The following is a 26,897-nucleotide window of genomic DNA, read 5'->3' as shown; positions in this document are numbered from 1 at the left end:
GCGCGCACGCACGCTTGCCGACACCGAAGATGCAAAAAGGGCCACGCGCCCGTGAACGACGACAGCAACCATCTTGCATGGGATCAGAGTAGGGTAAAAGCGCTAAAGCGCCAACTCTTCTCGCTCGCATGTGCGTAGGACCAGAGTGAGGCGCTGAAGCGTCAACTCTGGTCGACAGGGGGAACAACATGAAATTATTCGGCGGGGCGGGACCCACAACAGCCGGGCGGGCGGTCGAGCTGGACTTCGTGCGCGGCATCGCCATCATCATGGTGATGGGCTTTCACTTTCATGCTGTTCACACCGGCAATTACCTCATTCAGATTATTGAGTACCCGCTGAAGAATTTCGGCCGCGAAGGCGTGAATCTGTTCTTCACGCTCAGCGGTTTTCTGGTGGGTGGCCTGCTGCTTCGACAGTACGCCGAGACCGGGCACGTCGACGCACGGCGCTTTATCATCCGGCGGATTTTCCGCATCTGGCCCGCGTATTACGTGCTGATCGTCTTTCATGTGCTGGCCGGACGCCACCCGTGGAATTCCTTCCTGATCCAGAACCTGACCCACTTGCAGAACTATCTGGGCACCTCGATTACGCAGACGTGGAGCCTTGCCGTCGAAGAACACTTCTATCTGGTGCTGCCCGCGCTTCTGCTTCTGTTCGCGCGCTGGCGTCTCGGCGCCTGGACGATCGTCAGCGTGCTCACCGGCATCTGCGCGATAGTGCTCACCGCGCGCTGCTTCGCCGTGGCGGGCGGCAACCTCGAGGCGGCTTTCGCGTATACGCAATACCGGATCGACAGTTTGCTGGTCGGCGTGATTCTTTCCGCGATCTACTGGATGAAACCCGGCGTCTACCATCAGCTCGCGAAGCGCAAGTGGCTGCTGATCTTCAGCGTCGTCCTGCTTTGCGCATGGCTTGCCTTCGCAACGAAGAATCTCGCGCTGGATGAAAGCATCGGCTATACGATCCAGGCGATCGGATTCGCCGCGCTGATCGTGCTGGTACTGGAGTACTCCGGGTCGCTGCGTCAATCGTGGCTGTATCGCGGCGTGGCGTGGATCGGCCTTTATTCGTATGGTATTTACTTGTGGCATTCGCTCGCGCTCGCGCCCGGCGACATGCTGATTCGCAAAGCGACCGCGTTGGGTCTCGCGCCGAGCCTCATCTGGGCTGTCGCGCTTGCGGCGCAGTTTGCGATTGCGATTACGATCGGCTACGTGACCACGCGCGCCATCGAGTACCCGTTCCTGCTGATGCGCAACGCGCTGTTCCCGGAAAAGCGCAGCAGTTCGGTGCGCGAGCAGGTGCCTGCCGCCGCGGCGGGTGGCCAGTTGTCCTGAGCAGGGGGGATGCGGCCGGTTACGCGTGTATCCGGCCAATTAACCGATGCCACAAATGCCACAAATGGCGAGGCGTCCATCGTAATGCTGGACGCCTCGCGTTTTTTGAAAAACCGTTGCTGTGCAGTCAGGCCATTTGTTGCAGCAAGGTCTGCTTGAACTGTCCAAGCGTATGCCGTGACAACAGATCTTCACGCGCGCCCGGCACGGTTTCAGGCGCGTGCGGCCAGGAGGTCATCGTCTCGGTGATCGCACGGCCGATCGACGCGGAACTCAGGTCGCTCAGGATCGGCCCCAACTCGCAACGCCGGCTGAACCAGCCGATCAAACCGTCTTCCGTCGCGATGACGGGTTTGCCGAAGCGGTACGCCTGCACCAGCACGCCGCTCATGCCGTAGTGCCCCTTATAGCCGAGCCAGACCGCGTCGCACGCGGAGAACAGGTCGCGCTCCGTATCATTGGAAATGAATGTGTCGAGCACCAGCGGTGCAGGCTTGAGGCTTCGCACATGGTTGCGCATGAAGTGGCGCGTGCCCGCGTCCTGCTCGCCGGCGACGATCAACGTGGGGGCATGCTCGAGTCGCGTGAGCGCATGAACCAGTTCGTAGATGCCCTTGCGTTCCGTGATCGCGCCGTACACCAGCAAATAGCGTTGTTCGGGATCGAGCCCCAGACGGTTGCGGGCCAGCGCCGGGTCCTCCGCCTGCTCATCGGGGAACGGGTCGGCCACATAGGCGATGGCCGCGCTGTGTTTCCACGCGTTATGGGCCGCCCATTCGGGCAGCGTGGGGTCGATCGTCAGCAGCGTGCGCAGGCCGGTGGTGCGGATCGCGCGCTTGAATAGCTGCGACTTGACCGCATTGACGAGCGGACGATCGGGCGCCTTGATGCCGACCTTGTGGTGATGAAACGTCGCGCGCATCGTGATGCCGATCCACGGCGTGTCGCCGAATGGCGAGCCGAGAAACGGCAGCGAATAAAAGAAGTAATCGACGTAAGGCACGACCACGAGACGGATGGACTGCATGCGGCTGATGATCGTGTACACACGCTTGAAGTAGCGGTGAAAGCGCCAGTATTCGTTGGGCTCGCGCAGGCGGCTGCGCGGCCGCTCCTCGGGATCGACGAAAGCGATCTGCTGGTCCGGGCGGTTAGCGGCGGTGATTTGCCGCGCGAGCCGGTGGTCTTCGTTCGCGCATTCGGTCACGAGCATGCACGGATAGCCGGCCTCCGCGCAGGCCTGCATGGTCCACTCGACATAGCGCCAGCGGTGCCCGGTCAGATTCGGTTCCACAATCAGGACGTAGTCTTGTTCCATTGCGTCGGCAGCCATTTACGTTGGGTGAAAAAGTGCTCGTGCGCCTGTTTCTGAACGGCGTCGGCTGAGCAACGTTAGCACCGCCGGAATGGGTAGAAGCACTAATTTGACCCGCTTTGTTGGTTAACGTACTAGGGGGTGTTGGCCGCGGCGGAACCCGCCTAGCTGATGGCGGTTGTCGGCGATTCTCTCGCGGTATGGTCGTGCATGGAATTCGATGAAAAACTTCGCCAGCTTGCTGGTGCAATCTAACTAATTATGCGCCGGCGGCGTTCGCAGCGATGCGTGAAATCGCTGTGCGTGGCCGATTCACCGGCGCTGCGATTCGACGGAGAGATAGCTTGCGGGCGATCAGGCTTCCGGCGTTCTCGATGGCGGGCAGCTTCGGCGCGAGTGCGGCGACGTGGGTCCTGCTGCAACAGTTCGCTGTGCGTGGACTTGTAGCGATCAAATTTCTTGCGATCGGGCGGATGCTCGGGCCGGCGGCGATCGGCAGCGTGAGCGTGGCTTTGCTCGCGGTGGCGATTGCCGAGGCGTTGTCCGACACCGGGCTGGCGCAAGCGGTCATTCAAGGCGAACATCCGCCGTCGCGCTCGCAACTCGGCGCGCTGTGGACGACATTGACGGCGCGAGGCGTGCTCATCTCGCTGCTGCTGGTCGCGCTCGCCCCATTGCTGAGCGATCAGTTTCACCTGAACGGCTCGTTGGTATTGATCCAGCTCGCCGCGCTGTTGCCTTTGCTGCGCGGGCTGGCTTCGCCTGCTTATTACGTGGTGCAGCGCGAGCGGCGGTTCCAGCACATCGCCGGGGTGGAGGTGGCGGCGGCGTTCGTCGATTGCTCGGTCGGGCTCGTGCTCGCGTATTTCGGCGCGGGCGCTGCGTCCGTGCTGCTCGGCCTCGTGGCAGGCGAAAGCCTGAAAAGCACGCTGACCTGGGCGACCATGAAACCGCGCCCGCCGATCCGCGCCGTGTGGTCGGGCATCGGCCACTATGTCGGCTTCAGCCGCTGGATCTGGGCCAGCAGCGTGATCAACCTGCTGCTCAACCAGTTCGACAAGGTGGTGGTCGGCAAGCTGCTCGGGCCGGCTCAACTGGGCAGCTATCAGATGTCGTCGCGGCTCGCACAGATGCTGCTCGCGGACGCCGCGATCGCCATGTCGCAATACCTGTTCCCCACGTTCGCGGCTCATTACCGGCGCAATCCGCAGTCGGCGGCGCGCGTCATCAAGATCTATCTGCTGGTGGTCGCAATCGGGCTCACCGGTTTCGTCGCGCTGCTGAGGCTGGTCGCCGAGCCGCTCTTCTCGCTGGTTCTCGGCGCGGCGTGGCTGCCGGCGGTGCCGCTCTTCAAAATCCTCGTGATCAACATGGCGATCGGTGCGTTGATCGCGGTACTGGTGGCTTATCTGCGCGCGGTGGGCGACGCGAAAGCCACCGTGCACGCATCGGCGATCCAGGTCGTGGTGCTGCTGCTGAGCGCGCCTCCCGCCGTTCACTGGTGGGGCGTGACGGGCATTGCCTGGTCCATGACGCTCGGCCTCGGCTGCGCCGCCGCGTGGATGCTGTTCAGGACGTTGACAACGAGGACCCCATGATGCGCGTATTCCATCTGGTCCTTGCACCGCGCCTGTCGGGGGCCGAAGTCCTGGCGAAAGACCTCGCGCTCGATCAGTGCGCCGAGGGCATGGCGGTGTGCGTGGCTTCGCTGTTGCCGGCGCATGCGGAATTCGCGCCCCTGCAGGACGAATTGGAGCGCCATGGCGTGGAGTGCGTATTTCCGCAGCGGCGGCATCGCGCGCTCATCAAGCTATGTCATCTGTTCGCCGCGGTGCGGCGCTTTCGCCCGGATGTGATTTTTGCGCACGCGACCATTCCGTCGTTCTACGCGCGTGCGTTGCCGCTGCGCGTGCCGGTGGTGTACGTCATGCATTCGGCGACCAACGACTTCGAGCGCCCGCTGTTCCGGCGCGTCGAGCATATCCTCTCGGGACGTGCCCGCGTGGTGATCGGCGTTTCGGAGCAGGGCGTGACGGACTACGTGCAGGCCATCGGGCCGCATCCTTCCATGACCGTAGTGCCGAACGGCGTGGACCTCGAACGCTTTTCGTTCACTGACGGCGCGGAGCGCGACGGCCGTGCGGCGCAGGTGGTGCAGATCGGCCGGTACGCGGCAGTGAAGAATCAGCTTGCGACGGTGCGGGCTTTCAGCGAAGTACTCAGGCGGGGGAAAGACGCACGTCTTATGCTGTACGGCGTGGTCGAAGACCCGGACTATCAGCGCGCGGTCATTGCGCTGGCGAAAACGCTTGGCATTGCGGAACGCGTCGTGGTCGCGGGCCCGCGCACCGACGTCGCCACTGTGCTGTCCGAGTCGAACGTGTTCGTCATGCCGTCGGAATCCGAGGCGCACAGTGTGGCATTTCTCGAGGCGTTGGCCTCCGGCGTGCCGATCGTGGCGAGCAAGATTCCGGCCTTCGCATTCGCGAACGGCTTTCCGGGTGTCCAGCTGATCGATACAGACAATGTGCAGTGCTACGCCGACGCAGTGATTGCCGCATTGGGGCAGGAGCGGGCGCAACGTTCGCTGACTGGCTTGACGCTCAGGGATACCGCCGACCGTTATCGCGCGATCGCGCGTCAGGTAAGCCTTGCCGTGTCGGCCCGTTAGGGCGCGTCACCCGCAAGCGTTCGTCGTCGTTGGTTCATGACCGGCTTGCAACTGACTGTGCCATCAGTGATGGCTGGTGAGGTCGCGTGTGTCGGGTACCGACTCGGGGGCGGGTTCCGCGGCCGGCGGCATCTGGAGTTCAGTCTCGCGCTGCGCAAGCGTGACAAGACGCTGAGCTTCCTTGCTGCTGGAATCGATCTGCAGCGCGGTGCCGGCGTTGTGCGAGACACACGTCCATCGCGCGATATATCCGCAGCCTCGCGCGAGACTCAATAACGCATCGCGTTGCTGTTCGCGCGCGCTCAGCGTCGAGCGTATATTCAACGCGTCGCGATTATCCGGTTGCGCGGCAATCGCCGCCGCGAGGCGCGCTTTGGTTGCCGATAAATTGTTCTCCTGAAGATTGGCGCGCGCGGCGCGCAGATGCCGGGACACGTCCGCGCGTACCTTATCCGGTGGCTTGCCTGACTGGCCGCCCGAATCGCTTTTCGCGCCGGGCTCAACGGATGCGACGCGGCGCGCGAGCGGCGGTGAAGCGGCCGGTGGCGGAATCGGTGGCGAGCGCGCCGGCGCGGGCCGAAGCGCGGCGACCGTCGTAGGTTTCTGTGCGGCTACGGTCGCCACGGGTTTCTGCGGGAGAGCGGCAACGGGCTGCTGCGCGAGGGCGGCAACGGGCTTCTGCGGGAGCGTGACCACGGGCTTCTGCGCGAGAGCGGTAACGGGCTTCTGCGGGGCAGCGGCAACGGGTTTCTGCGGGACAGCGACAACGGGTTTCTGCGCGAGGATGGTCGCGGGTTTCTGAGGCAGGGCGGTCGCGGATCGCTGGGCGCCCGCCGGCGCGGACTTCTGGGGCAAGACGGCAAGCGGCGCGACACGCTGTGTCTGCACCTTGCCGGAGACCCCAATAGGTGTGCCGACCTTCGAGTCATTGCTACGGATGAAACCCAGATACACCGCGGATGTCACCACCAGCACCGACGCGGCCAGCACGAGTGGCTGGCGCAACCGTTGATACGTAGGCACCGCGACGACGGGTTTCTCGACGAACTCATAAGGATTGACCAGCGCGCGCGAGGACGGACTCCAGATCTTGCGGATGGGCAGTCGGCTGTCCACCAGCGGCTGTGAGTCGTTCAGCGGCTCGTGTAACGGGACTTGCAGGGAAGAACGCGGGGCAGCGCGCGCGCCGAGCGACTCGTGCGGCCACTGATGACACGAAGGACAAGGCGTGAAGCGACCTGCTAGCGGGACACCGCAGTGTCCGCATCGGGATGGATCGTGCTGATCGGAGGTCAAGTCGCTAAGCATCGCCGTGTCGCAAAGGGGCGTCGAATGCCGGCGCCACAATCAGAAAAACAAGGCACCGTAACGAAGCTTGCAAGCAAGGTTACTGTGCGACTACGTAACCCCGCGCTTGCATGCACGCGCCATACGCGGCCCAATACTGTGTCATTGGCGGCTCGGGCGCCGGCAGAGGCGGCAGCTTCACACCGGATGCCGCAGCCACCTGGGCCGCACTCGCAGCCGCCGTTTCCGAGGCGCCGTTTTCCGCGCTTGTCGCAGATGTCGCCGATGCCGCCGTAGTCGTAGTTCCCGCCAGCGGAGCGCTCGCGGCCTTGGGCGCCGAAGCACCTTTGGTCGGCGGCGTAGCAGCCGTGGTAGCGGCGGGCGCGCTTGCGCCTGCTGCGGCGGCCGCGGCCGGCATGCTGGCGCCAATCGGCGCGCTCGAGAAACTGCTGGAAGGCAATGGCGGTCGCGACGGCACACCCGTCGACGAGTTCTTGGTGGCAGCCGGCTTGCGTGGCGGAATCTGCGGTTCCCGGGTGATGTTGACCTTGGTCTGCTTGTTCGCCGCCGCGTAACACGTTGCGTTGTCGATACTGCGCTGGTAAGGGCTTTGACTTCGAATCGGATAGGTGAGCGGCTGCCATGCGAAGGCAGCACTGCTACACACCACTAGCGTCAGTACGGTATATGTTTTGATTTGCATCGCAGTCGCTCCCGCAGCGATGTTTCGCCTCTCGTAGGCAATCGCGCTTCGCGGTATGTTCTGATAGCTGCTGATTTTGCCGCTGAACGGCGGCTCACTGCCGCGAAGGCTGCTTTCCTGAGCGTAACACCGTGTATTGTCGACGCAATACACTGCCATAGCGCGCGAAACCGCCATCCTGCAGTCGAATCAAGACACGTCGGCGCGAATTGGCGGGAAAGTCAGGGCTATCCCTGGGCATGCCGGCCGTGCCGGGAGCGGCCGGCCAGTCAAAGCGAGCGTCGTCAAACCCGGGAAATTCCTGTTCTGGAGGTGCATGATGACCAACCTTACCTGGCTTGTCGTGGCTGACGGAAGACAGGCGCGTGTCTTGAGTGCGCCCGGTCTCACGCTCGCTACGCAAGCCTACCGGGCACGATGTTGCGCCCTTGTGTCCCTATGGGGTGGGCTTGGCGCTGCGCGATTGCTCGACGTCACGGAACCAGGTTTCCGCTCGGGAGCGCTCGGCAACGCTGGAGTGGGGTTGTCGCGCATTCAAGTCTTGATCGACGAACCTGTAAGCCCATTCGACCCCGTCTCTCGTGGCTTCCTCTTCAGTCAGCCATTCCGGTTGGGTCGTCATCGGACGGTCGTAGACTGCGGCTCCCGCGCCTCGGCTGACGCTCACACTCGCAACCCAGGCGCCGCGCTCGTTAAGTTCAGGCCGCACCACGATTTCAAACTCGCCGTAAGAAACTGTGCATATTGGCATCGTTTTCTCCTTTGCAGCGTTCGTGATCGGCATCCGCCCGCATTCAGCGCGCATGCTTCTCAGAAGAAGCCATCATGCCGCAATTCCATCATGCCGACAGCGGGATATTCGGCCTGAACGGCAAAGCGCCGCGCGCATGCCGTCAATCGCTCCCATCGGCGAAGCCCAGCTTCACTTGGGCATGACTTGCTCGTAGACTTCAAGACGAGAAGCTGAATGGCCACGCATTTCGGGAGTTGGGTGAGTGACGCTTCACGCTACCGCGTGCAAAGCGAATCGACGCAAGGGAGAGAATCATGGCGGAGCAACAGGGTGAGTTGAGTGAGGGGTTCATCGCGCAGCAGTGCGAGCGCCTCGAGGCGCTTCGCCGGGAACTGCTGGGCGGGGAGGAGAACACGCTCGCCGACGAGCAGGCAACGCAGGACCAGCATGGCGATGAGGCGGAGGAGTACGAGGACGAAGCGCAGTCAATGGCCCAGAAGGAGGTCAACCAGGCGCTGCGTGACGTGAACGACCACCGCATCGCGGACATCGAGCGCGCGTTGCAGAAGATCAAGGAAGGCACCTACGGGCTTTCCGACGGGAGCGGTCTGCCGATACCGAAAGCTCGGCTCGAAGTTACGCCGGAAGCTATTTTCACTGTCGAGGAACAGAGTCGCCGCGAGGCCGGCAAATGATGGCCTTCCGGTGATACGTGTCGGTTCGATCCGCCAATGCTTAACACTGGAAAATCAATATTCCCTTCTGCGCAGTCCGTTCATAAAATGCATGGACGGATTCAGGGTTCGTTATGCTAACCATGATGTGATTGAATCACTGCGCAGAGGAAGGCGCTGAATGCCGGACCAGAACGGCATTCAGCCGGGTGAGGCCTTACCGGAACATCGAGCCGCTCAACCTGCTCATTCCACCTGCGTCACTGAAACCGATGCTTCGCTCGTCAGCATCAAAAATGTCAGTGTTTCGCGCAGATAAAGTCGCACCACGGTGTCCGTATGGCTCGTGTAGCCGATAGACAGGTCTTCGCCGAGGTGTAACTCGAAGTCGCCGCCGCGTGTGGACAGCACGCTGCCGCCGGCGAGCGCGGGTGCCCAGATGATGTCGCCGTTCACAATCCGCTTGATGTGCTCGATAACCGGATAACCCTGGTCGCGTGCCTCGCCCAATGCGGTGTACGCATCGGCGCCGAGCAGCACGGAATAGGGGCCGTCCACGCCGGCGAGCCGCAGTTGTTCGAGAGCGTTACTGATGGCGTTCGGATAGTCGCTAACGTCGGCCGGCAGGGCGAGCGGCGGATTGGACGAACCATCGCGAATCCCGCCGATGCCCGCAGCCTGATAGCCGTCGAAAATCGCGCGGTCTTCGGCGTAGGCGAGTTGTTTTGCTGCTTCTTTCGCGGGCTGCCAGTCAGCATCTTTCGCGCCGCGCACGACACTGTCGATTGCCTCGCGCTGCAATTCGAACGGCACGGTCAACTCGACGAGGCTCTTGACCTCCGCCAGTTTCGCCACGACGCCCTGCTGCGGCGCGGCGATCGCGGTCTGATGCCCGGTGCCGACGCCCGACAGTTCGGTGCCGCCAGGACCCTTGACGTCGACCACGCGACGGCCGGCGACGCTGCGTCTGAAGGTGCGCGCCACTTCGTCTTCGATCTGCGACCAGGCAGCACGGGAGATTGGGGCGAGCTCGCGATGCAGGTTACTCATATTGGGACGTTCCCTTGAGAGAGCCAATGTTCAACGAGCCGGCTTCATGCGGCTCTGCGGACGAAGACGTATCGGTCTGCTGTTCGACATCGGCAGCAGCGGCGGTTTGTGGATCGCGGTCTGCGAGTTCTTCAAGCAGGGTCGCCGACGGGACGAAGAAGAGGCCGCCGGTCACCGCGCGGCTATAGTCGAGCAGCCGGTCGTAATTGCCCGGCGGCCGCCCAACGAACATGTTTTCCAGCATCTGCTCGATCGGCGCGGGCGAGCGGGCATAGCCGATGAAGTAGGTGCCGAACTCGCCCGAGCCGGGTTTGCCGAACGGCATGTTGTCGCGCAGTATCTTCACTTCCTTGCCGTTCTCGGTGAGGGTGGTGAGCGAACTGTGCGAGCAGGACGGTTTCACCGCTTCGTCGAGTTCGATGTCGGACAGTTTCGTGCGGCCGATAATGCGTTCCTGAGTCTCGACGGAAAGCGCGTTCCAGCCCGTCATGTCGTGCAGGTATTTCTGCACGACAACATAACTGCCGCCCTCGAACTCCGGATCTTCGTCACCGATCAAGGTAAATTCATTGGCGGCGCGACCCGTCGGGTTTTCCGTGCCGTCGACGAATCCCACCATGGCGCGCATATCGAAGTAGCGAAAACCGTGAACTTCGTCGATCACGGTGATTGCGTCGCCGAGTGCGCCCAGTAGCTGCGTGGCTAGCTCGAAACAGAGATCCATGTGGTCGGCGCGAATATGCAGCAGCACGTCGCCCGCCGTGCCGACTGCCCGGCGCTCACCCGAGCCGAACTCCCGGAACGGATGCAGGGAGGCGGGCCGAGGGGCGCCGAACAGGGTGTCCCACGCGTCGGAGGCGAAGGCGCACACGCACGACAGATTGCCGGCGGGAACCCGCTTGCCGACAGAGCGCACGAGAGCGGCGACGTCGCCGCACCATGCGCGTACCTTTTCTGCCTGGTCGTTGCGGGCTTCGATCGTCGCGACGATAAAGATCGCGCTGCGGGTGACGTCGTTACAAATGGCTTGCGGCTCTGGGATGTCGTTGGGCATCGGGTTGGGTATGAATGGATCGTTGCGAATTCCGACAGCAGTACAGCGAATGCTTTTCCGACTGCGCGATTGCCTGCTCGAGGCAAGCGGGAATCTTTGGTTCGAATGACTGAAGCAGGTTGGCTGTTGTACCGCTTCGCGCGACCATTTAGCCTCACCTCACCAGGATGAGGAGCACCAGTGCGCGACGCAGTTGACGTTCACGATTTTCACAGATCTTATACCGCCCAGGCTGTTTATGAAACTTCATCAAGGCTTTGGCGTTCAATTTCTATGAGCGTGTTTTGTCGGTATCGCATTGCGACGTTAATACTCGTTTCCGATGCTTCATATCGCATTCGGCGCCTTCTCATTCTCTGTCACATCATTATCATGCGTTCATTCCGGGCTTAAGGCTGCATGTCGATCAGGAAGAATACCTTCTTTCTTCTGCGCTTGTCTTTTAGGTGCCATGCGCATCCATTTCAGGGCGGTTGAGCAAGCGAGTATCTCTAATGCCGCACAAGCAGGCCCTCAGGAAAGCATTCGTGTCGCGACTATCACTGTTTCGGCAAGACAGATGTGTCGCGGGCATTTGCACTGCCATGTCCGCTCGCCGGCACGTCGCTGAATTAGACAGGGAAAGCGTGTAGTATCGTCAGTCGACGCTTTACCGCACATTCGTCAGGAGTATTGGAGATGACCTTGCCCGCCGATGAACTTCTTGTTCGTCAAGCGATTGAAGGGTTCTATCGCGCATTCGAGCAGAAGAGCGTTGCCTTGCTGCGGCAGGTCGTTACGCCTGATTGGGAATATATTCCCGAGCCCGTCGGCGCTATTGCGGGACCGGACCAGATGGTGCAACTGTTCTACGACATCGCTAAAGCGCTGCCCGATATGAAGGTGACTATTCTCGACGTGCTCGTTCATGGCGACCGCGTAGGCGTTCGCGCGGAGATCAGCGGCACTCAAACCGGAACACTGCTTGGCATTGCGGCGAGTTCTAAACACATCAGATTCGCCATTCACTCTTTTCACCAGATGCGCGGAAGTCTGATTGCGAAAACGTGGCACCTAGAGGATTGGCTATCCGTGTTCCGGCAACTTGGCACGTTACCGCCAACTCTGTGAGGGGCGTTCAGTTCGCGGAGAGGTGCGTCGTTGAGTGCACTACGCTACCGGTACAAAGACTGCGTACGCTGCCTTCAGGATCGGCGCGTCGCGTCGTCTATCTGGTTGATCATCGACAGCAGGCGCGTCACTCTGCGAGCGCCATCGGGAAGCAATGACTGAGCGGTTTCGAGTGCGGTAATACGCTGGCGCCAATAGACCATGCCGAGCGCACTATTGGCAACGAGTTGCGGCAATATGTGTTCGAGATGAACGAGATCTTGTTCAAGCTGATGGTGCGACACATCGGTCCTTTGCATGGAGGAGAGTCTCCGCAATACTGATGTTTCGGCCAATGTCGGACCGGTCCCTCCGCCGCTGCGCGCACAGAGCCTTACTGCATAACGTGGTCTGATTTCGCGACCATCTCATTCTTATTCAGTCAGCCTGCTTTTCACTTTCCCACTGGAACTTGACGATACCTGTAATGGGATACTGTGATGATTAACATCATCCCGACTAGAACGCCCCACATAGCTGTGGTCATCTTTCCCTCCTCAACTTTGGCTGACCGGGATCAACTGTCTGCCAACGCCACTGAATAGCGCCACTTGCTCGCGTTGGAATCAATGCGAGCGTCATTGATGCGCCGTTGTTCCGCGCGTGCCCGGTCCGCCTGTTCGAGCAGAAGTGCTTGTGCCTGACGAGACAGAGCATATTCGCTCATCGTGCCGCTCGTACGTGGTGCAACTTTGATTTGTGATCGCATGGTCATTCCAGAACAAGGGGCGCCGAACGCGACCCGTACACTGACTGTATACCCTTCGGTCGGCGCAAGCACGCTTTCATTTACAAAGGTTGCAGCCGCAACGGTCAGACCCCACTCCTGACTGCCGCGAAATGCAGGCACTTTCGCCGTTTATGACGATTCGTAGCCCGAAGTGAGCTTTCGAATAGGATCGCCGGCGAGGCGTCCGCACCTGTTTGCGCCAGCGTACCGCGAGTGGGATCGCTGATTTCGCAAGCGAGCGGGGCCGCCTACTGAAGCCGGATCTCCCGGCGCGCCAGCCAGATGCCGGGCAGCATCGGCAGCCAGAAGGTCAGGGCGCGCAACAGAAGCGTGGCGGCGAGCGCCGCTTCCACCGACACGCCGAGCAAACTCAGCATGCCCACGGAGGTGGCTTCGAAAGTGCCGAGGCCGACCGGAATCGGACCGATGGTGGCCACCATCGACGCGATGATGAAGCTGACGAATACGACCCAGAACGGCGGCACTTCGCCGATCGCATGGAACGCGAGCCAGAGCGTCAACGCATCGAATACGAAGATGGCCAGTTGCAGCCCGACGGTTCGCAGTAGCAGGCGAGGGTTGTGCAGCAGCAGCGTGGGCGCGTCGGTCAACTGCCGAAGCAGGGTGGTGACACCCAGCCATTTGCTGAGCCATGCGATCGGCGCGCGTTGCCCCCATTGTTTGAGTCCCAGCACGGCAGCCGGTACCGCCACCGTGATCACGACGAAGATCGCCACCCCTGCGATCAGTGCCATGTTCAGCCGATGCTGCAGCCACAGCATGCTTGCGCTGGCAAGCACGACGAGCAGGTAGGCGATGTCGTAAGACACCATGCCGACCAGCATGGCGGCCATCGCGATTCCGCCTGGGACATGCCGGCCGCTGAGACCGCGCACCACCAGCATCGTGCCGCTGATGCCGCCGCTAGGCAGCACCTGATCGGTGAATACCTTGGCGATGCCCAGTGGAGTCAGGGTGCGTAGAGACAGCGGATGTCCGGCTTCGCGCAATGCCTCGCGCCACACGAACGCCGCGCTGACATAGGTGCCGCACTGAAGCGCAAGCGCGACCAGCATCCACCCGGGGCGAGCAGAGCGGATCAGTTCGGCCATCTTCTGTAGTGAGCCGAGGTGCAGCACCACCAGAACGACCGCGATACAGCCCGTCAGCCCGACGATCCAGAACATGACGGAGCGCAGCCGCGATGTTTTGCCGAGCAAGCCGGGAGCGATGCGCACGAGGCCGGTCTCGACGCCGGGCTTCGCCGTGGGCGGCAGTTCGCCGCTTTCCGGCATGAGCGGGGCGCTGGCGGCGCGGTGCTGCGGAGTACTCATGGGTCGAGACGCCATAGAGGGCCGTGCGGTCCTGGCTTGTCGCAGTGACCGCGCCGCGGTTAGCGGCGCAATTCGTACATCGCCGCGGCGACGTCGGCGTGTCCGTGTCTGGCGGTCGGCGCGACGGTGGTTTGCGCTTGCCGGCTCGGCACCAGCAACACCGGCAGGTGCGCACCGCGCACGACACGTTCGGCCACGCTGCCCAGAACCATGCGCTTGAATCCCCGCCGCCCGTGTGTGCCTAGCACCAGCAGGTCCGCATTGAATTCGTCGGCCGAGATGCGGATCCGTTCCGCGATGTCTTCGCCGATCGGTGCGACGTCGACGATCCTCGGCTCGCCGGCCACGTTTTCATGCTTCATCCGCGCCAGAGCGTCCGCGAGCAACCGCTGGCCTTCCTGCATGCAGGCGTCGCGCAAGATGGTCGGATCGTAGCCGGACGCGTCGTATGGCATCAGTGGGTTGTCGATCACATAGAGCGGCTGCAACTGTGCGCCATTGTCGCGAGCGATTTGCAGCGCGCTGGCGAATGCATGTTCGGACGTCTCGCTGCCGTCGATCGCTACCAGAATGCGTTGATACATGTCGGCCTCCAGGAATTGGCCAGGATGGCGAGCCCCGCCGTGGGATTGGATTGTCTGCGCTCAAAGCGCCGCAGCGTGAACCTTGCCGTCGACGATGACGCATTTCTTCCGACAGTTTATTCCGCTGGCCCCGGTCTGAACATCGGCAGCGTAACAGCCGGTCGGAACCCGTCAGAAGTTTGATGTCGATCAGCTTTTGCACGGGGGCATCGGGCGCTGCATCGTGCACGCCGAGGTCCGAAAGTGCGGCGGCGCGCTACTTCAGATTGTTGAGCTCGGCACGCGCTAGCGTCTCGACGGATTCCCATGCGAGATCTTCACGTTCGAAGACCGTGTCGAGTTCGATGCGCTCGCCGCCCTTCGATGCGCCCTTCGGAAGGATACGTACACTTGCCACCCAGCCATCGGCTATATGATCCTTGACGCTCATGTACGCGTCGTGTGTCGTGCTTGAAATGATTCTTTCTGCCATAGCGCCGTCCGTCTGATTGAACGATAGCCATACTGGTTGTCGTCCGTGCTGGTTAAGGCTTGCGGGTCACCGATAAGCGTCGGCGCTGCTACATGCCGAATTTATGCTCCGCAATGTATTTGTCGCCATAGGCAAGTGCGGCCGCATAGCCTTCCTCGCTCGTCGAAAAGATGCCGACCTCGTAGTGCTTATCCGCTGAAGGAAGCGTGCCTTCCACCGCATGCCGAAGGTGAAATTTAAATGTGCCGTCCTGCAGTTCCAGGCATTCGGGAGTGAATGTGTGGATGCGCGCTTGATATAACTTCTGAATGTTTTGCCTCATGACCTGCTCCTGCCTTTGGTGCATTTAAAGCTTTTCGCTTCCAATCGATCCGGTGCTTTCCGGATTCGACGAGAGCCGCGGTCCGCGTGGCGCCCCAGTCCGTTGGAAGTTGTTTGGCTTTGCCGCCAGACCACCTATCGCGGGTCTGCACGACCAGATAGCGAATCGCCCCGTCGGCGTCGTCGTAGATGACATCCGATACGTGACCGACGCTGCGTTCGCGGTTTCACGCACGCCCCTCGAACCACCACGCTACGCGTCCGCACGCAGAAATGCGGTACGACAACGTACAGACGGCTGTCTATGTTCGAACGCACAATCCATGTTGATCGTCACAGACACAGCCGTGCAGTCGGACAGGCATACTCCCGCCGACTGATGGGGATTACCAGGTGTCTTTCCCTTTTGGGGCTCGACCGGATTCCATGTCAATCGGTCGCTCTTGCCGATCTGAACGCCACCGTACAGACTTACCGAACCGCATTTGCGATGCTGTTCTTTCAACCTGCCCACCGCCCGCGGATTTCTGAATCGTGTCAGGCGAGGCAGGCACTAGCGAACCGCGCGGTGCCGGTGCCTTGCAAGCAGCCCTGCTGCTTTCCCTGAACACTCGGCCGATACGCATCTCGCTTTGCTCTTCGTTGCCCAATGGGCCGCGAAATGGGGATCAACATGTCAGCACATCTGGCGTCCACCGAATTCTCTTCGGTTGGTTCTGCATTGAACTGTCTGGTCGTGACCGACGCGATGATGAAGCCAGCTAGCCGTGCTTCCGCGGGTGGCTTCCTGACGGGAGCGTATGCGACGGAGCAACCTGTCGAAGCGGCACCATTGAGCAATGAGATTCTGGCGATGGTGGCGCACGAGTTGCGCGGTCCGTTGACGCCGCTTCGGATGGCCAGCGAGTTGATCCGCAGCGCCTCGGCCGAACGTCCGGAGATACTCCGGCTGATCGATATGATCGATCGGCAGGTCAATGGAATCGCGCGGCTCGCGCAGGATTTGATGGATGCAACCCGCGTCGATCGGGGCGCGCTCCGGCTCAACAAAGTCGATCTGGAGATTGCCACCCTGCTCGCTGACAGTTGCGAGATTACGGCCGCCGCCGCCACGGCAAAGAATCAGGCTTTTAGCGTGTCGATTCCAGACCGGACCTTGCGCGTTGAGGGTGACCCCGTGCGTTTGACGCAGGCCGTCAGCAACCTCTTGCACAACGCGGTGAAATACACGCCGGCGCGCGGCAATATACGCATGACCGTGCTTGCCGAGGGAAACAACGTTGTCATCAAAATCAAGGACGATGGGACGGGGATCTCGCCCGTCCTGCTGCCGCACATTTTCGAGTTGTTCGCGCAATCCAGCAGAACGATCGCCTTCAGCGCGGGCGGCCTTGGCATTGGCCTCGCGGTTGTGAACGCGATTGCTCAAGCTCACGGCGGGGCGGTTTCGGCAGCGAGCGCAGGTCCGGGGCAAGGCAGTGAGTTCACGCTCAAGCTGCCGATCGTCGCGTAGTCACGTCTGGCAGCAGGTCTTTTTATGTCAGCGTATAAGTGAAGCGCGCGATCGCTTTTCAGCCTGTGAACTGAGGTTGACGGGCGAGCGGGGGCGTCATTCTCGAAGTTCGTGCGATGCGCGTCCACGGTTGCGCCGTCATGCGGTGTCACGCCAGGGCGCGGATCTGCGCCGTCATCTCGACGCGACTTATAATCCATTACATATGGGCCAGACTTCGGGCGCGTGAAGCTTGCCGCCCGTTTTCGTGCTTCGGCACTGTCCGTCAAGGCGTTGGAGCATTCCTCCTTCTATCGATATTTACCGTCAGGAAATCGTCGGCGAAAGCGGCGCGGTTCCGGGCGAGCTGCGGAGAGTGCGAAATGGCCCAAGGTCATCAAGAAAACGAAAATCATCTGCTGGCCGTGCTGCCTGACCTCGAGTGGGAGCGACTGGCGCCGCATCTGGTGCTCGTGGATATGCCGCTTGGCAACGTCGTCTACGAATCGGGCGATCGGCTCAATTACGTTTATTTTCCGACCACCTGTATCGTGTCGCTGCTGTATGTGATGGAGGACGGTGCATCCGCCGAAATCGCGATCGTCGGCAATGAAGGGCTCATCGGCATCGCGCTTTTCATGGGCGGCGAGACCACACCCAGCCGGGCAGTCGTACAAAGCGCAGGCAAGGCTTATCGCCTCGACGCCCAGATACTGAAAGAAGAATTTCATCGCGCCGGCCCTGTGCAGCGCCTCCTGCTGCGCTATACGCAGGCGTTGATCACGCAGATGGCGCAGACGGCAGTCTGTAATCGACACCACTCGATCGATCAGCAGTTGTGCAGGTGGCTTCTGCTCAGCATCGACCGCCTCTCTTCAAACGAACTGAAGATGACGCAGGAACTGATCGCCAATATGCTGGGCGTGCGCCGATCCGGCGTCACCGAGGCCGCGCTGAAATTGCAGGACGCGGGGTTGATTCGCTACAGCCATGGTCATATCGAGGTGCTGGACAGGCCCGGACTCGAAAAACGTGTGTGCGAATGCTACGGCGTGGTGAGGCGCGAATTCGACCGGCTGCTGCCCGCTTTGAAAGCGTTATGAGGAACGCGGTCATTCGTTTTCAGATTGCCAAGGGATTTCCCTGACGACGGCCGCGCTCCGGCCTGGCCAGGTCGTCGTGCACGTGCTTTTGGGGTGTCATCCTTCTGGACCCTCGCGAGTGTTTCGTACAACGCGGAAGGTCCCAATTGCAGCGGGTCAGAACACGATAGTGGCGCGCACGCCCACGACCGCTTCATTGCCGACCCGCTCCGAAGGTTTCTCCGGATTCGGGATGCCACCCGCCGGACGGAACGCGTATTGGAAGTCGGCCTGCATCTGCCACCACGGTGTGACCTGAAACTGGTAGGTCGCCTCAATGATGGTCTCGGCGCTGCGCGACGGATAGCCCGGCGTGGTCAGAGAGGCCGTGTCGCTGGCAAGGCCCTGCGCGTGTGAGCCGATTTTCGCGTAGCCCACCGCCAACCCAACGATGTCGTTGTCGCGTCCTTTGAACGGCGCCTTCAATGTCACGCCGGCGTTCACGCCAAGGTCAACCAGGTTACGGTCACCCGGCGCGCCCATGATTCTGGCAAACACGCCGACCGATTGCGGACTGTCCGCGCTCGGGCGCCAGATCATCTGGTCGGCAACGGCGTAGAAACTGTAGTTGCCCCGGTGACGCTGCGGGACACCCGTGGTCGCCGGGCTCGCAAGCGACACACCAGTGTTGTCGAGGCGCTGGTCGGCGAATTGTCCGGTGTTGTACCAGAAGCCCAGCTTGTAGGTGCCGGGGAGGCCGGCAGATTTCCGGTCAGAAGGGTCAGACGGTGCCGGGTTGAGCGCGTACTGCACTTCACCAATGAACAGCGCGCCGTTATGCAGGTTGAAGTTCGTGCCGTGACTGTTCTGTTTCTGCGGGTCGCCGACATCACTGCCCGCGGGGTTACCGTCGAACACGCCGGCCAACACTGTCCACGAGTCGGACGGTTTGGCGCGTACCCGCAAACCCAGTGACGAAAGCGGGTAAGCCGGGCCACCCGCCGGCATGTCGACCGAGGGGAGCACGGGCCATCCGAATGTCGCGTTCATGAACGGCGTCGCGAACTGGCTCACCATGAACTCCTGGTCGAGACTTTGCTGACCGACTTTGACATCCACCTTGCCGCCGGACAGCGATTGCTGATACCAGAGTTCCCACAGGCGGGTCGTCGCATCGGCTTCGATGCCGCTCGCACTCTGCAGCGTTAGCAAATTGCGCTGGGTGAGGTTGGTGCCATGAATCTGCAGTGCCGAAACGTTGAACGTCCCACCCGGCAGCCCGAACGCCCTTTGCGTATCCACCACGACAGCAAGTTGCGTCAGCCCGTCGTAGGCGCCACCGCGTTTGACGCCTCCGGAGAGGTTATTCAAGTACTCGCTGGTTTCTTGCAGACTTAAGGTTACACCGTGGTCGCCGAGCCAGGGCCGCAAGCCACCCATGTCACCGAAAAGTGCCGCACGGTCCCAGAAACCGGTCGGCGCCGGCGGGGTTTGTTCCGCCTGAGTCGCGTCCGTTGCGAGCGGCGAAGACGACGGCGCGGACTCGGCCGGCGTCGTGGCAGGCGAGGCTTCGCCGCTCGCCTGGGCCAGCGCGGGCTGCACAATGCCGAGAGAGAGCAGGCAGGTCAGGCTGAGGGGCGCGCTGAACATCAGCAATGTGGTCTTGAGGGTTTTCTTCATAACAAGTGGAGTCGAGATTGTCAGGCGGATCAATCCGCTTATTTGATCGATATGACGCACCATGTGAGGCAGGGCCGTGACCGGCCCTGGTTCAGGAGAACCACCAGCTCAGCCGTAACGAGCGCCCAAGTTCATTGCCGACAGAGGAAGTGCACAACATCGCGACCAACGCGAAAGCAGCGACCGTGACGGCGACAATCGCGTACCCGATAGGCGTGAGGGGGTTGCCTGTATAGGTGCCCGAAGTGCGGAACGCACGGCTATTTTTTCGGCCCGGCATGCCGCTGCCGAAAAACGTAACGAATGATTTGATGAACATAAGCGCACCCCCGTCCTGCCCGGCCAAGCCGGGCGACGTGTGACGACGTGACTGCGTCTCGCAAGCGGACTTGCGATAAGCGGCCAAACAAAGGGAGCGTGCTACTGACAGACCGGCGCAAAACCAGTCAGTAAATGAAGCGCGCTAACCCGACAAAAGCGAGTTAGCGGCGAAGGAGTGATCCTGCGGCGGCTATCTCGCGGTGACTTCGCCGGCCCGGGCCGGCATCGTACTTTCACTACTAGAGCATGTGTCCACGCGGGACTCCTTTTGATGAGACGGGCGGATTGTATTCGGCACGCGTGGCAAACGGCAAGTAAAAAAACCGTAACGAAAAGCGCACTCCGAATCTGCCGCCAATACAGCGGGCAAACGGTTCTGCTTCACATCCGCAGAAGCAGGCATTTTCTTTCGTATGCCTGTCGTTCCTGTCATTCGGAAAGGCTGAGTGGTGCGGGGAAATTATATTGGTGATGCTTAGCAAATCATGTTGACTTTGGATTAAGGCGCCGCCTAAAATTCGCGCATCTTCACAAATGGGGCTAATGCCTTGGACACCTGCAGTAGTCGACCTTCGAATAGTTTCGCTGCCTGACCGGCAGGACGTCCGCGCTCTCTTTTCCCAGCCGCCGTCTTGCCTTCAGGCAGACGGTGCGCGCCGTAGTATCCCTCTCCCGTGCACCTTGATTAGCGCCATGTGGACGCAGCGTTTGTGCGCGTCTACATGGCACCGCGCCGCGAGCGTTGGCTCGTGGCAGCGTTCGTTCGTGCCTGTTCGATTCAGGCGAGAACCAACGCGTGGATAAGCACGCGTGTCGCAAGCACGCGTACCAGAACGCCGATAAGGAGCCGCCATGCCGGACAGTGACAGTTATCCCTTATGCCACTCACCTTTACCTTTGCCTGAGGAAAGCGAGTAGACGTTCGTCGATGCGCGCATAGTGCGCCCGACCTCCATGTCCGCTGGCTTTCCGAGAACCGCGTTGAGCCAACGCCTGGAGAAATATCATGAACTTCGGCCTCCTTCTGTCGAAACTGCCGCACGTTGAAGAGTCGCGCGTCCACTACGACGCCATGCTGGCGCTGCATGCCAATGAACCGCACAGGTTCGCTGCATTCTGGCAACGCCTCAAAGCTCTCGTTTCGTAAGCCACTGCGCTATTTCTGCCATACCCACGCGGCTCCGTCGTTCGACGGTGCACGCCCAGACGTATGGCCGAGGCGCGCAATTTCCTTTTAATAATCAGAATGGGGAAAGAAAACAAAATGGCCACTCCAGCTAACGTTTCACCGCCACGCAGCGCCGTGCTTGACTCTGCGCACATTGGCGACATCAAGGGTGCGTTGGGCACCATCGCCCACCACGACACTGCGCCGCGCACCAACTGGTGGGCACGCTTGCGTACGCTGCTTGCCATTCTCGGCCCCGGCCTTATCGTGATGGTCGGCGATAACGACGCCGGCGCCTTTGGTACGTACACCCAGGCCGGACAGAACTATGGGACCACCTTGCTGTGGACCATGCTGCCACTGGTGCCAGTCCTCTTCGTCAACCAGGAGATGGTGCTGCGACTCGGCGCCGTCACTGGTGTCGGCCACGCGCGCCTCATCTTCGAACGATTCGGTAAATTCTGGGGCGCGTTCAGCGTTGTCGACCTCTTCATCCTGAACGCGCTCACTATCGTGACTGAGTTCATCGGCATTACCTTCGTGCTCGAATTCTTCGGCGTCTCCAAGGTTCTGGGCGTCTGCATTGCTGCGGCGCTGACCATGGCTGCTGTCAGCACAGGCAATTTCAGGCGCTTCGAACGCTTCGCCCTGGTGCTGTGCCTGCTGAGTCTCTTGCTGGTGCCCGTGCTGGTGTCGGTTCACCCGCCGGTTGCCCAGATGACGCGAGACTTCCTGATTCCCAACTGGCCTGCCCACTCGAAACTGAGCGACGTGATGCTGCTCGTCATCGGCATTGTCGGTACTACCGTCGCGCCGTGGCAGCTGTTTTTCCAGCAAAGCTACATAGTCGACAAACGCATCACGCCGCGTTTCATGAAGTACGAAAAAGCAGACCTGTGGATTGGCATTGTGTTCGTGCTGATCGGTGCGGTGGCGATGATTTCGTTCTGTGCCGCGCTGTTTGCCGGGAAGCCCGAGTTTGGCAATTTCACGGACGCGGGTGGCGTCATCGCCGGCCTGGACAAATACGTGGGGCGCACGGCGGCCGTCATCTTCGCCGTGGCGCTGCTCGATGCCTGCATCATCGGCGCGGCGGCGGTATCGCTTTCGACCGCATATGCCATCGGCGACGTGTTCAAGATTCGCCACTCGCTTCACCGCGGCGTGACGGACGCGAAGGGCTTCTACCTGGTGTACTTTGCCATTGTCATGCTGGCTGCGGCGCTCGTTCTGATTCCCGGAAGCCCACTCGGACTCCTGACTGAAGCCGTGCAAACGCTTGCTGGCGTGTTGCTCCCCAGTGCGACGGTGTTCCTGCTGCTTCTGTGTAACGACAAGGCTGTGCTGGGTCCGTGGGTCAATTCGAGGAAGCTGAACCTGTTCACGGGCGCCGTCATCTGGGTTCTGGTGATGCTGTCGATCATCCTCACCGCTTCTGTCATGTACCCAGATATCTCCGGCCAGACCATCCTTGAGGTGCTCGGTGGGGGCACGCTGCTTGCGATCGCGGGCTATGCCGCAACGACCGGGTTTCGCAAGCTTCGCCAGGAGCCGGCGGATGGCGAAACTCACAGCGACGTGTCGGGCGATCCGAAGGAGGCCCGTGACACGTGGCGCATGCCACCGTTGAACGAGTTGCCGGCGCCGCGGCTGACGTTGTCCAGCCGCATCTGGATGAGTGTGCTGCGCGGCTATCTCATCGTCGCTGTCTGCCTCGTCATCGCTAAAGTCGTGCAGATGACCCTGCTGCGGTGAGCGAACCACTTCGCGTCGGCGAACGTCCGTTAAGCGTCGTGAACGGCAGACTTTTTCGCTTCGCGAGGTCGGCCAAAGCGCGTCGGGTGAACTAACGCTCAAACGAACTGGCCGTCAGGCGGGCGGCGCCTGCTGGCATTCCGCCTGGAACCAGCTGTCGACCTGGCGCTGTGCCGCTTGTAGATCCTCCGGGTAGTGCGGGTCGAACCACGGTGACGGGTCGTAGCCCGCTTTCCTGAGAGCTGCCAGTTCGCTGCGGTTTCGCTCCGCGGTCGGAGGGGCGTTGTTCTTGAGCGCGGCCAGGTCACGGCACTGCGATGTGCTCAGATGCGCTTCGCTTTGCGGGATGCTGCCCGCCGCGCAGCCAGCGAGCAACAAAGCCAGCGCGGAAAACGTCAGCCACTTTTCCGGTAGGTTTTCCATGTTGCGTCTCCTTCCATTCAATCGTCACAATGCTGCGGCGTCGAACGGCTGAAGCGACTGCCGTGTCGGCGGGGAGCTTTGCGTACGACCTGGTTAGGGCTTTCCCTGGGGAAGCCGCCGTAACGCGCGGTCGAATGCAGTTATTCAGGGCATTGCGTTGCACTGCTCACGCGATACGGGTGATAACGATTCGTTCCTAAGTCTCTGTTTTAGCGGAAAATCGCCGGTCGAGGCGCGGTCCGGATGTGCATTGGGAATGCACGCTCAGCGAACAGCGTTCAAAGTTAACTGAATCTCCGCACCCTCCCTTCTTGAATTTGTCACCACCCGTCCATATAATTAGCACTCGCTGCACGAGAGTGCTAACAACATCGCCGGTTGGCTCAGCCAGCCGGGTTTTCTCAGCGTTCTTCAGTCTCAATCAAGAGAGGAGTATGTATGAACCTTCGTCCTTTGCATGATCGCGTGATCGTCAAACGTCTGGATCAAGAAACCAAGACTGCGTCGGGCATCGTGATCCCCGAAGCCGCAGCGGAAAAGCCGGATCAAGGCGAAATCCTGGCAGTCGGCCCGGGCAAGCGTGACGATAAGGGTGCCCAGATCGCACTCGACGTGAAGGTTGGTGACCGCGTTCTGTTCGGCAAGTACGCAGGCCAGACCGTCAAGGTCGACGGCAACGAACTGCTCGTGATGCGCGAAGAAGACATCATGGCCGTGGTGCAGAAGTAAGCGCAAGCCGCTACTTTTCCCGGTCATATCCCAAAGAATTCAAGGAGTTAGAAGATGGCAGCTAAAGACGTCGTATTCGGTGATTCCGCCCGTGCCAAGATGGTTGAAGGCGTGAACATCCTCGCGAACGCTGTGAAGGTCACGCTGGGCCCGAAGGGTCGCAACGTTGTGCTGGAACGCAGCTTCGGCGGCCCGACGGTCACCAAGGACGGTGTGTCGGTCGCGAAAGAGATCGAACTGAAAGACAAGCTCCAGAACATGGGCGCGCAAATGGTCAAGGAAGTGGCTTCCAAGACCAGCGACAACGCAGGTGACGGCACCACGACCGCAACGGTCCTGGCTCAGTCGATCGTCCGCGAAGGCATGAAGTACGTTGCATCGGGCATGAACCCGATGGACCTGAAGCGCGGTATCGACAAGGCTGTGACGGCCGCAATCGAAGAGCTGCGCAAGATCAGCAAGCCGTGCACGACCAACAAGGAAATCGCACAAGTTGGCGCGATTTCGGCAAACAGCGACTCGTCGATCGGCGATCGTATCGCTGAAGCGATGGACAAGGTCGGCAAGGAAGGCGTGATCACCGTCGAAGACGGCAAGTCGCTGCAAGACGAGCTGGACGTTGTCGAAGGCATGCAATTCGACCGCGGCTACCTGTCGCCGTACTTCATCAACAACCCGGACAAGCAAGTCGCCGTGTTGGAGAACCCGTTCGTGCTGCTGCACGACAAGAAGGTGTCGAACATCCGTGATCTGCTGCCGGTCCTGGAACAAGTCGCTAAGGCTGGCCGTCCGCTGCTGATCATTGCAGAAGACGTCGAAGGCGAAGCACTGGCAACGCTGGTTGTGAACAACATCCGCGGCATCCTGAAGACTGTTGCTGTCAAGGCTCCGGGCTTCGGCGATCGTCGTAAGGCCATGCTGGAAGACATCGCGATCCTGACCGGCGGTCAAGTCATCGCTGAAGAAACCGGCCTGACGCTCGAAAAGGCAACGCTGGCTGAACTGGGCCAGGCGAAGCGTATCGAAGTGGGCAAGGAAAACACCACGATCATCGACGGCGCTGGCGAAGCTGCGAACATCGAAGCACGTGTGAAGCAAGTTCGCACGCAAATCGAAGAAGCAACGTCGGACTACGACCGTGAAAAGCTGCAAGAGCGCGTTGCCAAGCTGGCAGGCGGTGTTGCAGTGATCAAGGTCGGCGCTGCGACCGAAGTCGAAATGAAGGAAAAGAAGGCACGTGTCGAAGACGCACTGCACGCAACGCGCGCAGCTGTGGAAGAAGGCATCGTGGCAGGTGGCGGCGTCGCGCTGATCCGCGCACGTACGGCTATCGCTGGCCTGAAGGGCGCTAACGCCGATCAGGACGCAGGTATCAAGATCGTGCTGCGCGCGATGGAAGAGCCGCTGCGTCAGATCGTCACGAACGGTGGCGAAGAAGCCAGCGTCGTGGTGGCAGCAGTTGCTGCTGGCCAAGGCAACTACGGCTACAACGCAGCAACCGGCGAGTACGTCGACCTGGTCGACGCTGGTGTTGTCGACCCGACGAAGGTGACGCGCACGGCGCTGCAAAACGCAGCTTCGGTCGCAGGTCTTCTGCTGACGACCGACGCAGCTGTTTGCGAACTGCCGAAGGAAGATGCACCGATGGCTGGCGGCATGCCCGGCGGCATGGGCGGCATGGGCATGGACATGTAATTCCGGATTGGGCCTCGTTTCGGGGCCCGGTTGGGAGCACATGGGGAAGCGCGCCGCGAGGCGTGCTTCCCAAAAGAAAAAACCCGCACACAATGCGGGTTTTTTTATGGGCGCTCGCCGTAGACTCAGGCGCCCGGATTACTGAACGCGGCCGGCGAGCCGCGTGCTGGCGCTCAATGCCGCGCTTCGCCCGGCGCCGCGTCCTTGCCCGCCGCGGGCGGCGTTTCGTCGTCGCTGCTGCGCGCCCAAAAGAAACGGTCCGGCATATACGCGCCCATGCCCGGCCGGAACGCGTTGCGCACGGCCTGGTACAAATACTCCTGCGCCTCGCGCACGGCTTCAGCAGGCTCCTGGCCGTTCGCCAGCAACGCGGCAATCGCCGAGCCCAACGTATCCGTCAGCCCCATGATCCGGTGGCTGCCACGGTCCCACATGTCCTGACGCAACTGGCCGTCTTCGCTGAAAAGCGTGTTGACGTGGCGGTGCGTGCCGGTCTCCGTCGACAGAATATATTCGCAGCCTTGCGACAGCAGATGCGAGATGGCGGCGTCGAGGCTCGGCGCCTCCGCGTCGCCGTCCGGCTGGGCGAGCGCGAGCAGCGTGGCCGCGTCGGCGACCAGCAAGGTGGTTTGCGGCGCCAGCAGATCGGCGATTGCTTCGCGCAGTTCGTCAGCGGAGAGGACGTGCTCGTCGTCGAGCGTGAAGTCGGGGGCGAGAATCAGCGGAATATCGTCGTAATCGGCGACGACTTCGGCAATCGCGCTCACCACTTCCGCGCGAGTGCAGGCCCCCACCTTGAACGCGGCGATTGGCATGTCTTCGAGCAGCATGCGGGCCTGGGTCGCGACCTCTTCGGGGTCGAGCCCGGTGACTTCGTCGCAGCTCGCCGAGTCACGCACGGTGTAGCCCGTCAGCACGGAGACGCCGTGGCAGCCCATGCTGGCAAGGGTCATCAGGTCGGCTTGCAGGCCGGAGCCGCCGGTGGGATCGGAAAGGCCGAAGGTGAGGACGATCGGAGGCGTATCGCTGGGCATGAAGATTGATAAAAAAGAGCTGAAACTGGGAGCAAAGGGTGCGCAATCACTTCAATTATGCGGCCTAAACCGCCGCTGGGGCGTTTTTTTGCGTTCTT

General features: G+C 61.2%; 27 protein-coding genes. 11 read left to right on the top strand and 16 right to left on the bottom strand.

Going from position 1 to position 26,897, the window contains the following annotated elements; all coding sequences use genetic code 11:
- Window positions 1-188: 188 nt before the first annotated feature.
- Window positions 189-1,343: an acyltransferase family protein gene (locus BLW71_RS12555; RefSeq protein WP_091796592.1), complete on the top strand. Its 1,155-nt coding sequence runs from the start codon at window positions 189-191 to the stop codon at window positions 1,341-1,343.
- Window positions 1,344-1,470: 127 nt separating this feature from the next.
- On the opposite strand, the gene BLW71_RS12550 is transcribed toward BLW71_RS12555, so the two are convergent.
- Window positions 1,471-2,661 carry a glycosyltransferase gene (locus tag BLW71_RS12550; protein ID WP_408300954.1) on the bottom strand — a complete coding sequence of 397 codons (1,191 nt, stop codon included), beginning with the start codon at window positions 2,659-2,661 and terminating at the stop codon, window positions 1,471-1,473.
- A gap of 341 nt (window positions 2,662-3,002) precedes the next feature.
- Here BLW71_RS12550 and BLW71_RS12545 point away from each other — a divergent pair, with 341 nt between their 5' ends.
- Both BLW71_RS12545 and BLW71_RS12540 read left to right on the top strand, forming a co-directional pair.
- Window positions 3,003-4,256: an oligosaccharide flippase family protein gene (locus BLW71_RS12545; protein ID WP_091796590.1), complete on the top strand. Its 1,254-nt coding sequence runs from the start codon at window positions 3,003-3,005 to the stop codon at window positions 4,254-4,256.
- Window positions 4,256-5,329 carry a glycosyltransferase family 4 protein gene (locus BLW71_RS12540; RefSeq protein ID WP_091800774.1) on the top strand — a complete coding sequence of 358 codons (1,074 nt, stop codon included), beginning with the start codon at window positions 4,256-4,258 and terminating at the stop codon, window positions 5,327-5,329. The genes BLW71_RS12545 and BLW71_RS12540 overlap by 1 nt, the downstream gene beginning before the upstream one ends.
- Before the next feature lie 63 nt (window positions 5,330-5,392).
- On the opposite strand, the gene BLW71_RS12535 is transcribed toward BLW71_RS12540, so the two are convergent.
- The 3 genes from BLW71_RS12535 to BLW71_RS42785 form a co-directional block, all read right to left on the bottom strand.
- Window positions 5,393-6,445: a hypothetical protein gene (locus tag BLW71_RS12535; RefSeq protein ID WP_286161989.1), complete on the bottom strand. Its 1,053-nt coding sequence runs from the start codon at window positions 6,443-6,445 to the stop codon at window positions 5,393-5,395.
- A 271-nt stretch (window positions 6,446-6,716) separates the two neighbouring features.
- Window positions 6,717-7,319: a hypothetical protein gene (locus BLW71_RS12530; RefSeq protein ID WP_091800771.1), complete on the bottom strand. Its 603-nt coding sequence runs from the start codon at window positions 7,317-7,319 to the stop codon at window positions 6,717-6,719.
- 436 nt (window positions 7,320-7,755) lie between these two features.
- The gene (locus tag BLW71_RS42785; RefSeq protein WP_091800768.1) at window positions 7,756-8,070 is read right to left on the bottom strand and encodes a DUF6566 family protein; all 315 of its coding nucleotides are present in this window, start codon (window positions 8,068-8,070) and stop codon (window positions 7,756-7,758) included.
- Between the two features lie 296 nt (window positions 8,071-8,366).
- On the opposite strand from BLW71_RS42785, the gene BLW71_RS12520 reads away from it, so the two are divergent.
- Window positions 8,367-8,747: a TraR/DksA family transcriptional regulator gene (locus BLW71_RS12520; protein WP_091796588.1), complete on the top strand. Its 381-nt coding sequence runs from the start codon at window positions 8,367-8,369 to the stop codon at window positions 8,745-8,747.
- A gap of 225 nt (window positions 8,748-8,972) precedes the next feature.
- Here the strand turns inward: BLW71_RS12520 and BLW71_RS12515 are convergent, their stop codons facing one another.
- Together BLW71_RS12515 and BLW71_RS12510 are read right to left on the bottom strand one after the other, a co-directional pair.
- Entirely contained in the window at window positions 8,973-9,776 is an 804-nt protein-coding gene (locus BLW71_RS12515) for a family 1 encapsulin nanocompartment shell protein (RefSeq protein WP_091796587.1), read from the bottom strand.
- The gene (locus tag BLW71_RS12510; protein ID WP_091796586.1) at window positions 9,769-10,830 is read right to left on the bottom strand and encodes a Dyp-type peroxidase; all 1,062 of its coding nucleotides are present in this window, start codon (window positions 10,828-10,830) and stop codon (window positions 9,769-9,771) included. Before BLW71_RS12510 ends, BLW71_RS12515 begins: the two co-directional genes overlap by 8 nt.
- A 678-nt stretch (window positions 10,831-11,508) precedes the next feature.
- Between BLW71_RS12510 and BLW71_RS12505 the strand changes: the two genes are divergently transcribed.
- Complete coding sequence (locus BLW71_RS12505; RefSeq protein WP_091796585.1) at window positions 11,509-11,940, top strand: ester cyclase; 432 nt, start codon at window positions 11,509-11,511, stop codon at window positions 11,938-11,940.
- 74 nt (window positions 11,941-12,014) lie between these two features.
- Here the strand turns inward: BLW71_RS12505 and BLW71_RS12500 are convergent, their stop codons facing one another.
- The 7 genes from BLW71_RS12500 to BLW71_RS12475 form a co-directional block, all read right to left on the bottom strand.
- Window positions 12,015-12,239 (bottom strand): hypothetical protein, encoded by a 225-nt coding sequence (locus BLW71_RS12500; protein ID WP_286161988.1) that lies wholly within the window; start codon window positions 12,237-12,239, stop codon window positions 12,015-12,017.
- Between the two features lie 257 nt (window positions 12,240-12,496).
- Window positions 12,497-12,688, bottom strand: coding sequence for a hypothetical protein (locus tag BLW71_RS40855; RefSeq protein ID WP_143048329.1), 192 nt, complete (start codon window positions 12,686-12,688; stop codon window positions 12,497-12,499).
- Window positions 12,689-12,957: 269 nt separating this feature from the next.
- Complete coding sequence (locus BLW71_RS12495; protein ID WP_091796584.1) at window positions 12,958-14,043, bottom strand: lysylphosphatidylglycerol synthase transmembrane domain-containing protein; 1,086 nt, start codon at window positions 14,041-14,043, stop codon at window positions 12,958-12,960.
- 59 nt (window positions 14,044-14,102) lie between these two features.
- Window positions 14,103-14,627 carry a universal stress protein gene (locus BLW71_RS12490; RefSeq protein WP_091796583.1) on the bottom strand — a complete coding sequence of 175 codons (525 nt, stop codon included), beginning with the start codon at window positions 14,625-14,627 and terminating at the stop codon, window positions 14,103-14,105.
- Window positions 14,628-14,883: 256 nt separating this feature from the next.
- Complete coding sequence (locus BLW71_RS41620; protein ID WP_177205021.1) at window positions 14,884-15,057, bottom strand: hypothetical protein; 174 nt, start codon at window positions 15,055-15,057, stop codon at window positions 14,884-14,886.
- Between the two features lie 130 nt (window positions 15,058-15,187).
- Window positions 15,188-15,421: a hypothetical protein gene (locus tag BLW71_RS12480; RefSeq protein ID WP_091796581.1), complete on the bottom strand. Its 234-nt coding sequence runs from the start codon at window positions 15,419-15,421 to the stop codon at window positions 15,188-15,190.
- Complete coding sequence (locus BLW71_RS12475; RefSeq protein ID WP_286162048.1) at window positions 15,336-15,578, bottom strand: hypothetical protein; 243 nt, start codon at window positions 15,576-15,578, stop codon at window positions 15,336-15,338. The genes BLW71_RS12480 and BLW71_RS12475 overlap by 86 nt, the downstream gene beginning before the upstream one ends.
- Before the next feature lie 515 nt (window positions 15,579-16,093).
- Here BLW71_RS12475 and BLW71_RS12470 point away from each other — a divergent pair.
- Both BLW71_RS12470 and BLW71_RS12465 read left to right on the top strand, forming a co-directional pair.
- Window positions 16,094-16,933 (top strand): sensor histidine kinase, encoded by an 840-nt coding sequence (locus BLW71_RS12470; RefSeq protein ID WP_177205020.1) that lies wholly within the window; start codon window positions 16,094-16,096, stop codon window positions 16,931-16,933.
- 362 nt (window positions 16,934-17,295) lie between these two features.
- Window positions 17,296-18,015, top strand: coding sequence for a Crp/Fnr family transcriptional regulator (locus BLW71_RS12465; protein WP_091796578.1), 720 nt, complete (start codon window positions 17,296-17,298; stop codon window positions 18,013-18,015).
- 156 nt (window positions 18,016-18,171) lie between these two features.
- Here the strand turns inward: BLW71_RS12465 and BLW71_RS12460 are convergent, their stop codons facing one another.
- Window positions 18,172-19,674 carry a carbohydrate porin gene (locus BLW71_RS12460; protein WP_091796577.1) on the bottom strand — a complete coding sequence of 501 codons (1,503 nt, stop codon included), beginning with the start codon at window positions 19,672-19,674 and terminating at the stop codon, window positions 18,172-18,174.
- A gap of 1,327 nt (window positions 19,675-21,001) precedes the next feature.
- Here BLW71_RS12460 and BLW71_RS41615 point away from each other — a divergent pair.
- Together BLW71_RS41615 and BLW71_RS12450 are read left to right on the top strand one after the other, a co-directional pair.
- Window positions 21,002-21,142, top strand: a complete 141-nt coding sequence (locus BLW71_RS41615; protein ID WP_177205019.1) for a hypothetical protein — start codon at window positions 21,002-21,004, stop codon at window positions 21,140-21,142.
- 117 nt (window positions 21,143-21,259) lie between these two features.
- A complete protein-coding gene (locus BLW71_RS12450) occupies window positions 21,260-22,918 on the top strand; it encodes an NRAMP family divalent metal transporter (protein ID WP_091796575.1) in 1,659 nt (552 codons plus the stop codon).
- A gap of 114 nt (window positions 22,919-23,032) precedes the next feature.
- Here BLW71_RS12450 and BLW71_RS12445 read toward each other — a convergent pair whose 3' ends face one another.
- Window positions 23,033-23,341, bottom strand: a complete 309-nt coding sequence (locus BLW71_RS12445; RefSeq protein WP_091796574.1) for a DUF4148 domain-containing protein — start codon at window positions 23,339-23,341, stop codon at window positions 23,033-23,035.
- 438 nt (window positions 23,342-23,779) lie between these two features.
- Here BLW71_RS12445 and groES point away from each other — a divergent pair, with 438 nt between their 5' ends.
- A complete protein-coding gene (gene groES / locus BLW71_RS12440; protein WP_007178996.1) occupies window positions 23,780-24,070 on the top strand; it encodes a co-chaperone GroES in 291 nt (96 codons plus the stop codon).
- A gap of 54 nt (window positions 24,071-24,124) precedes the next feature.
- Window positions 24,125-25,765 carry a chaperonin GroEL gene (gene groL, locus BLW71_RS12435; RefSeq protein ID WP_091796573.1) on the top strand — a complete coding sequence of 547 codons (1,641 nt, stop codon included), beginning with the start codon at window positions 24,125-24,127 and terminating at the stop codon, window positions 25,763-25,765.
- A gap of 173 nt (window positions 25,766-25,938) precedes the next feature.
- Here the strand turns inward: groL and BLW71_RS12430 are convergent, their stop codons facing one another.
- Entirely contained in the window at window positions 25,939-26,799 is an 861-nt protein-coding gene (locus tag BLW71_RS12430; protein WP_091796572.1) for a hydroxymethylpyrimidine/phosphomethylpyrimidine kinase, read from the bottom strand.
- Window positions 26,800-26,897: the final 98 nt, after the last annotated feature.

The sequence above is a fragment of the Burkholderia sp. WP9 genome (assembly GCF_900104795.1).
Taxonomy (GTDB): Bacteria; Pseudomonadota; Gammaproteobacteria; order Burkholderiales; family Burkholderiaceae; genus Paraburkholderia.
Note: the sequence above shows the minus strand (reverse complement) of the source record. Positions and strands in the feature narration are given on the sequence as shown.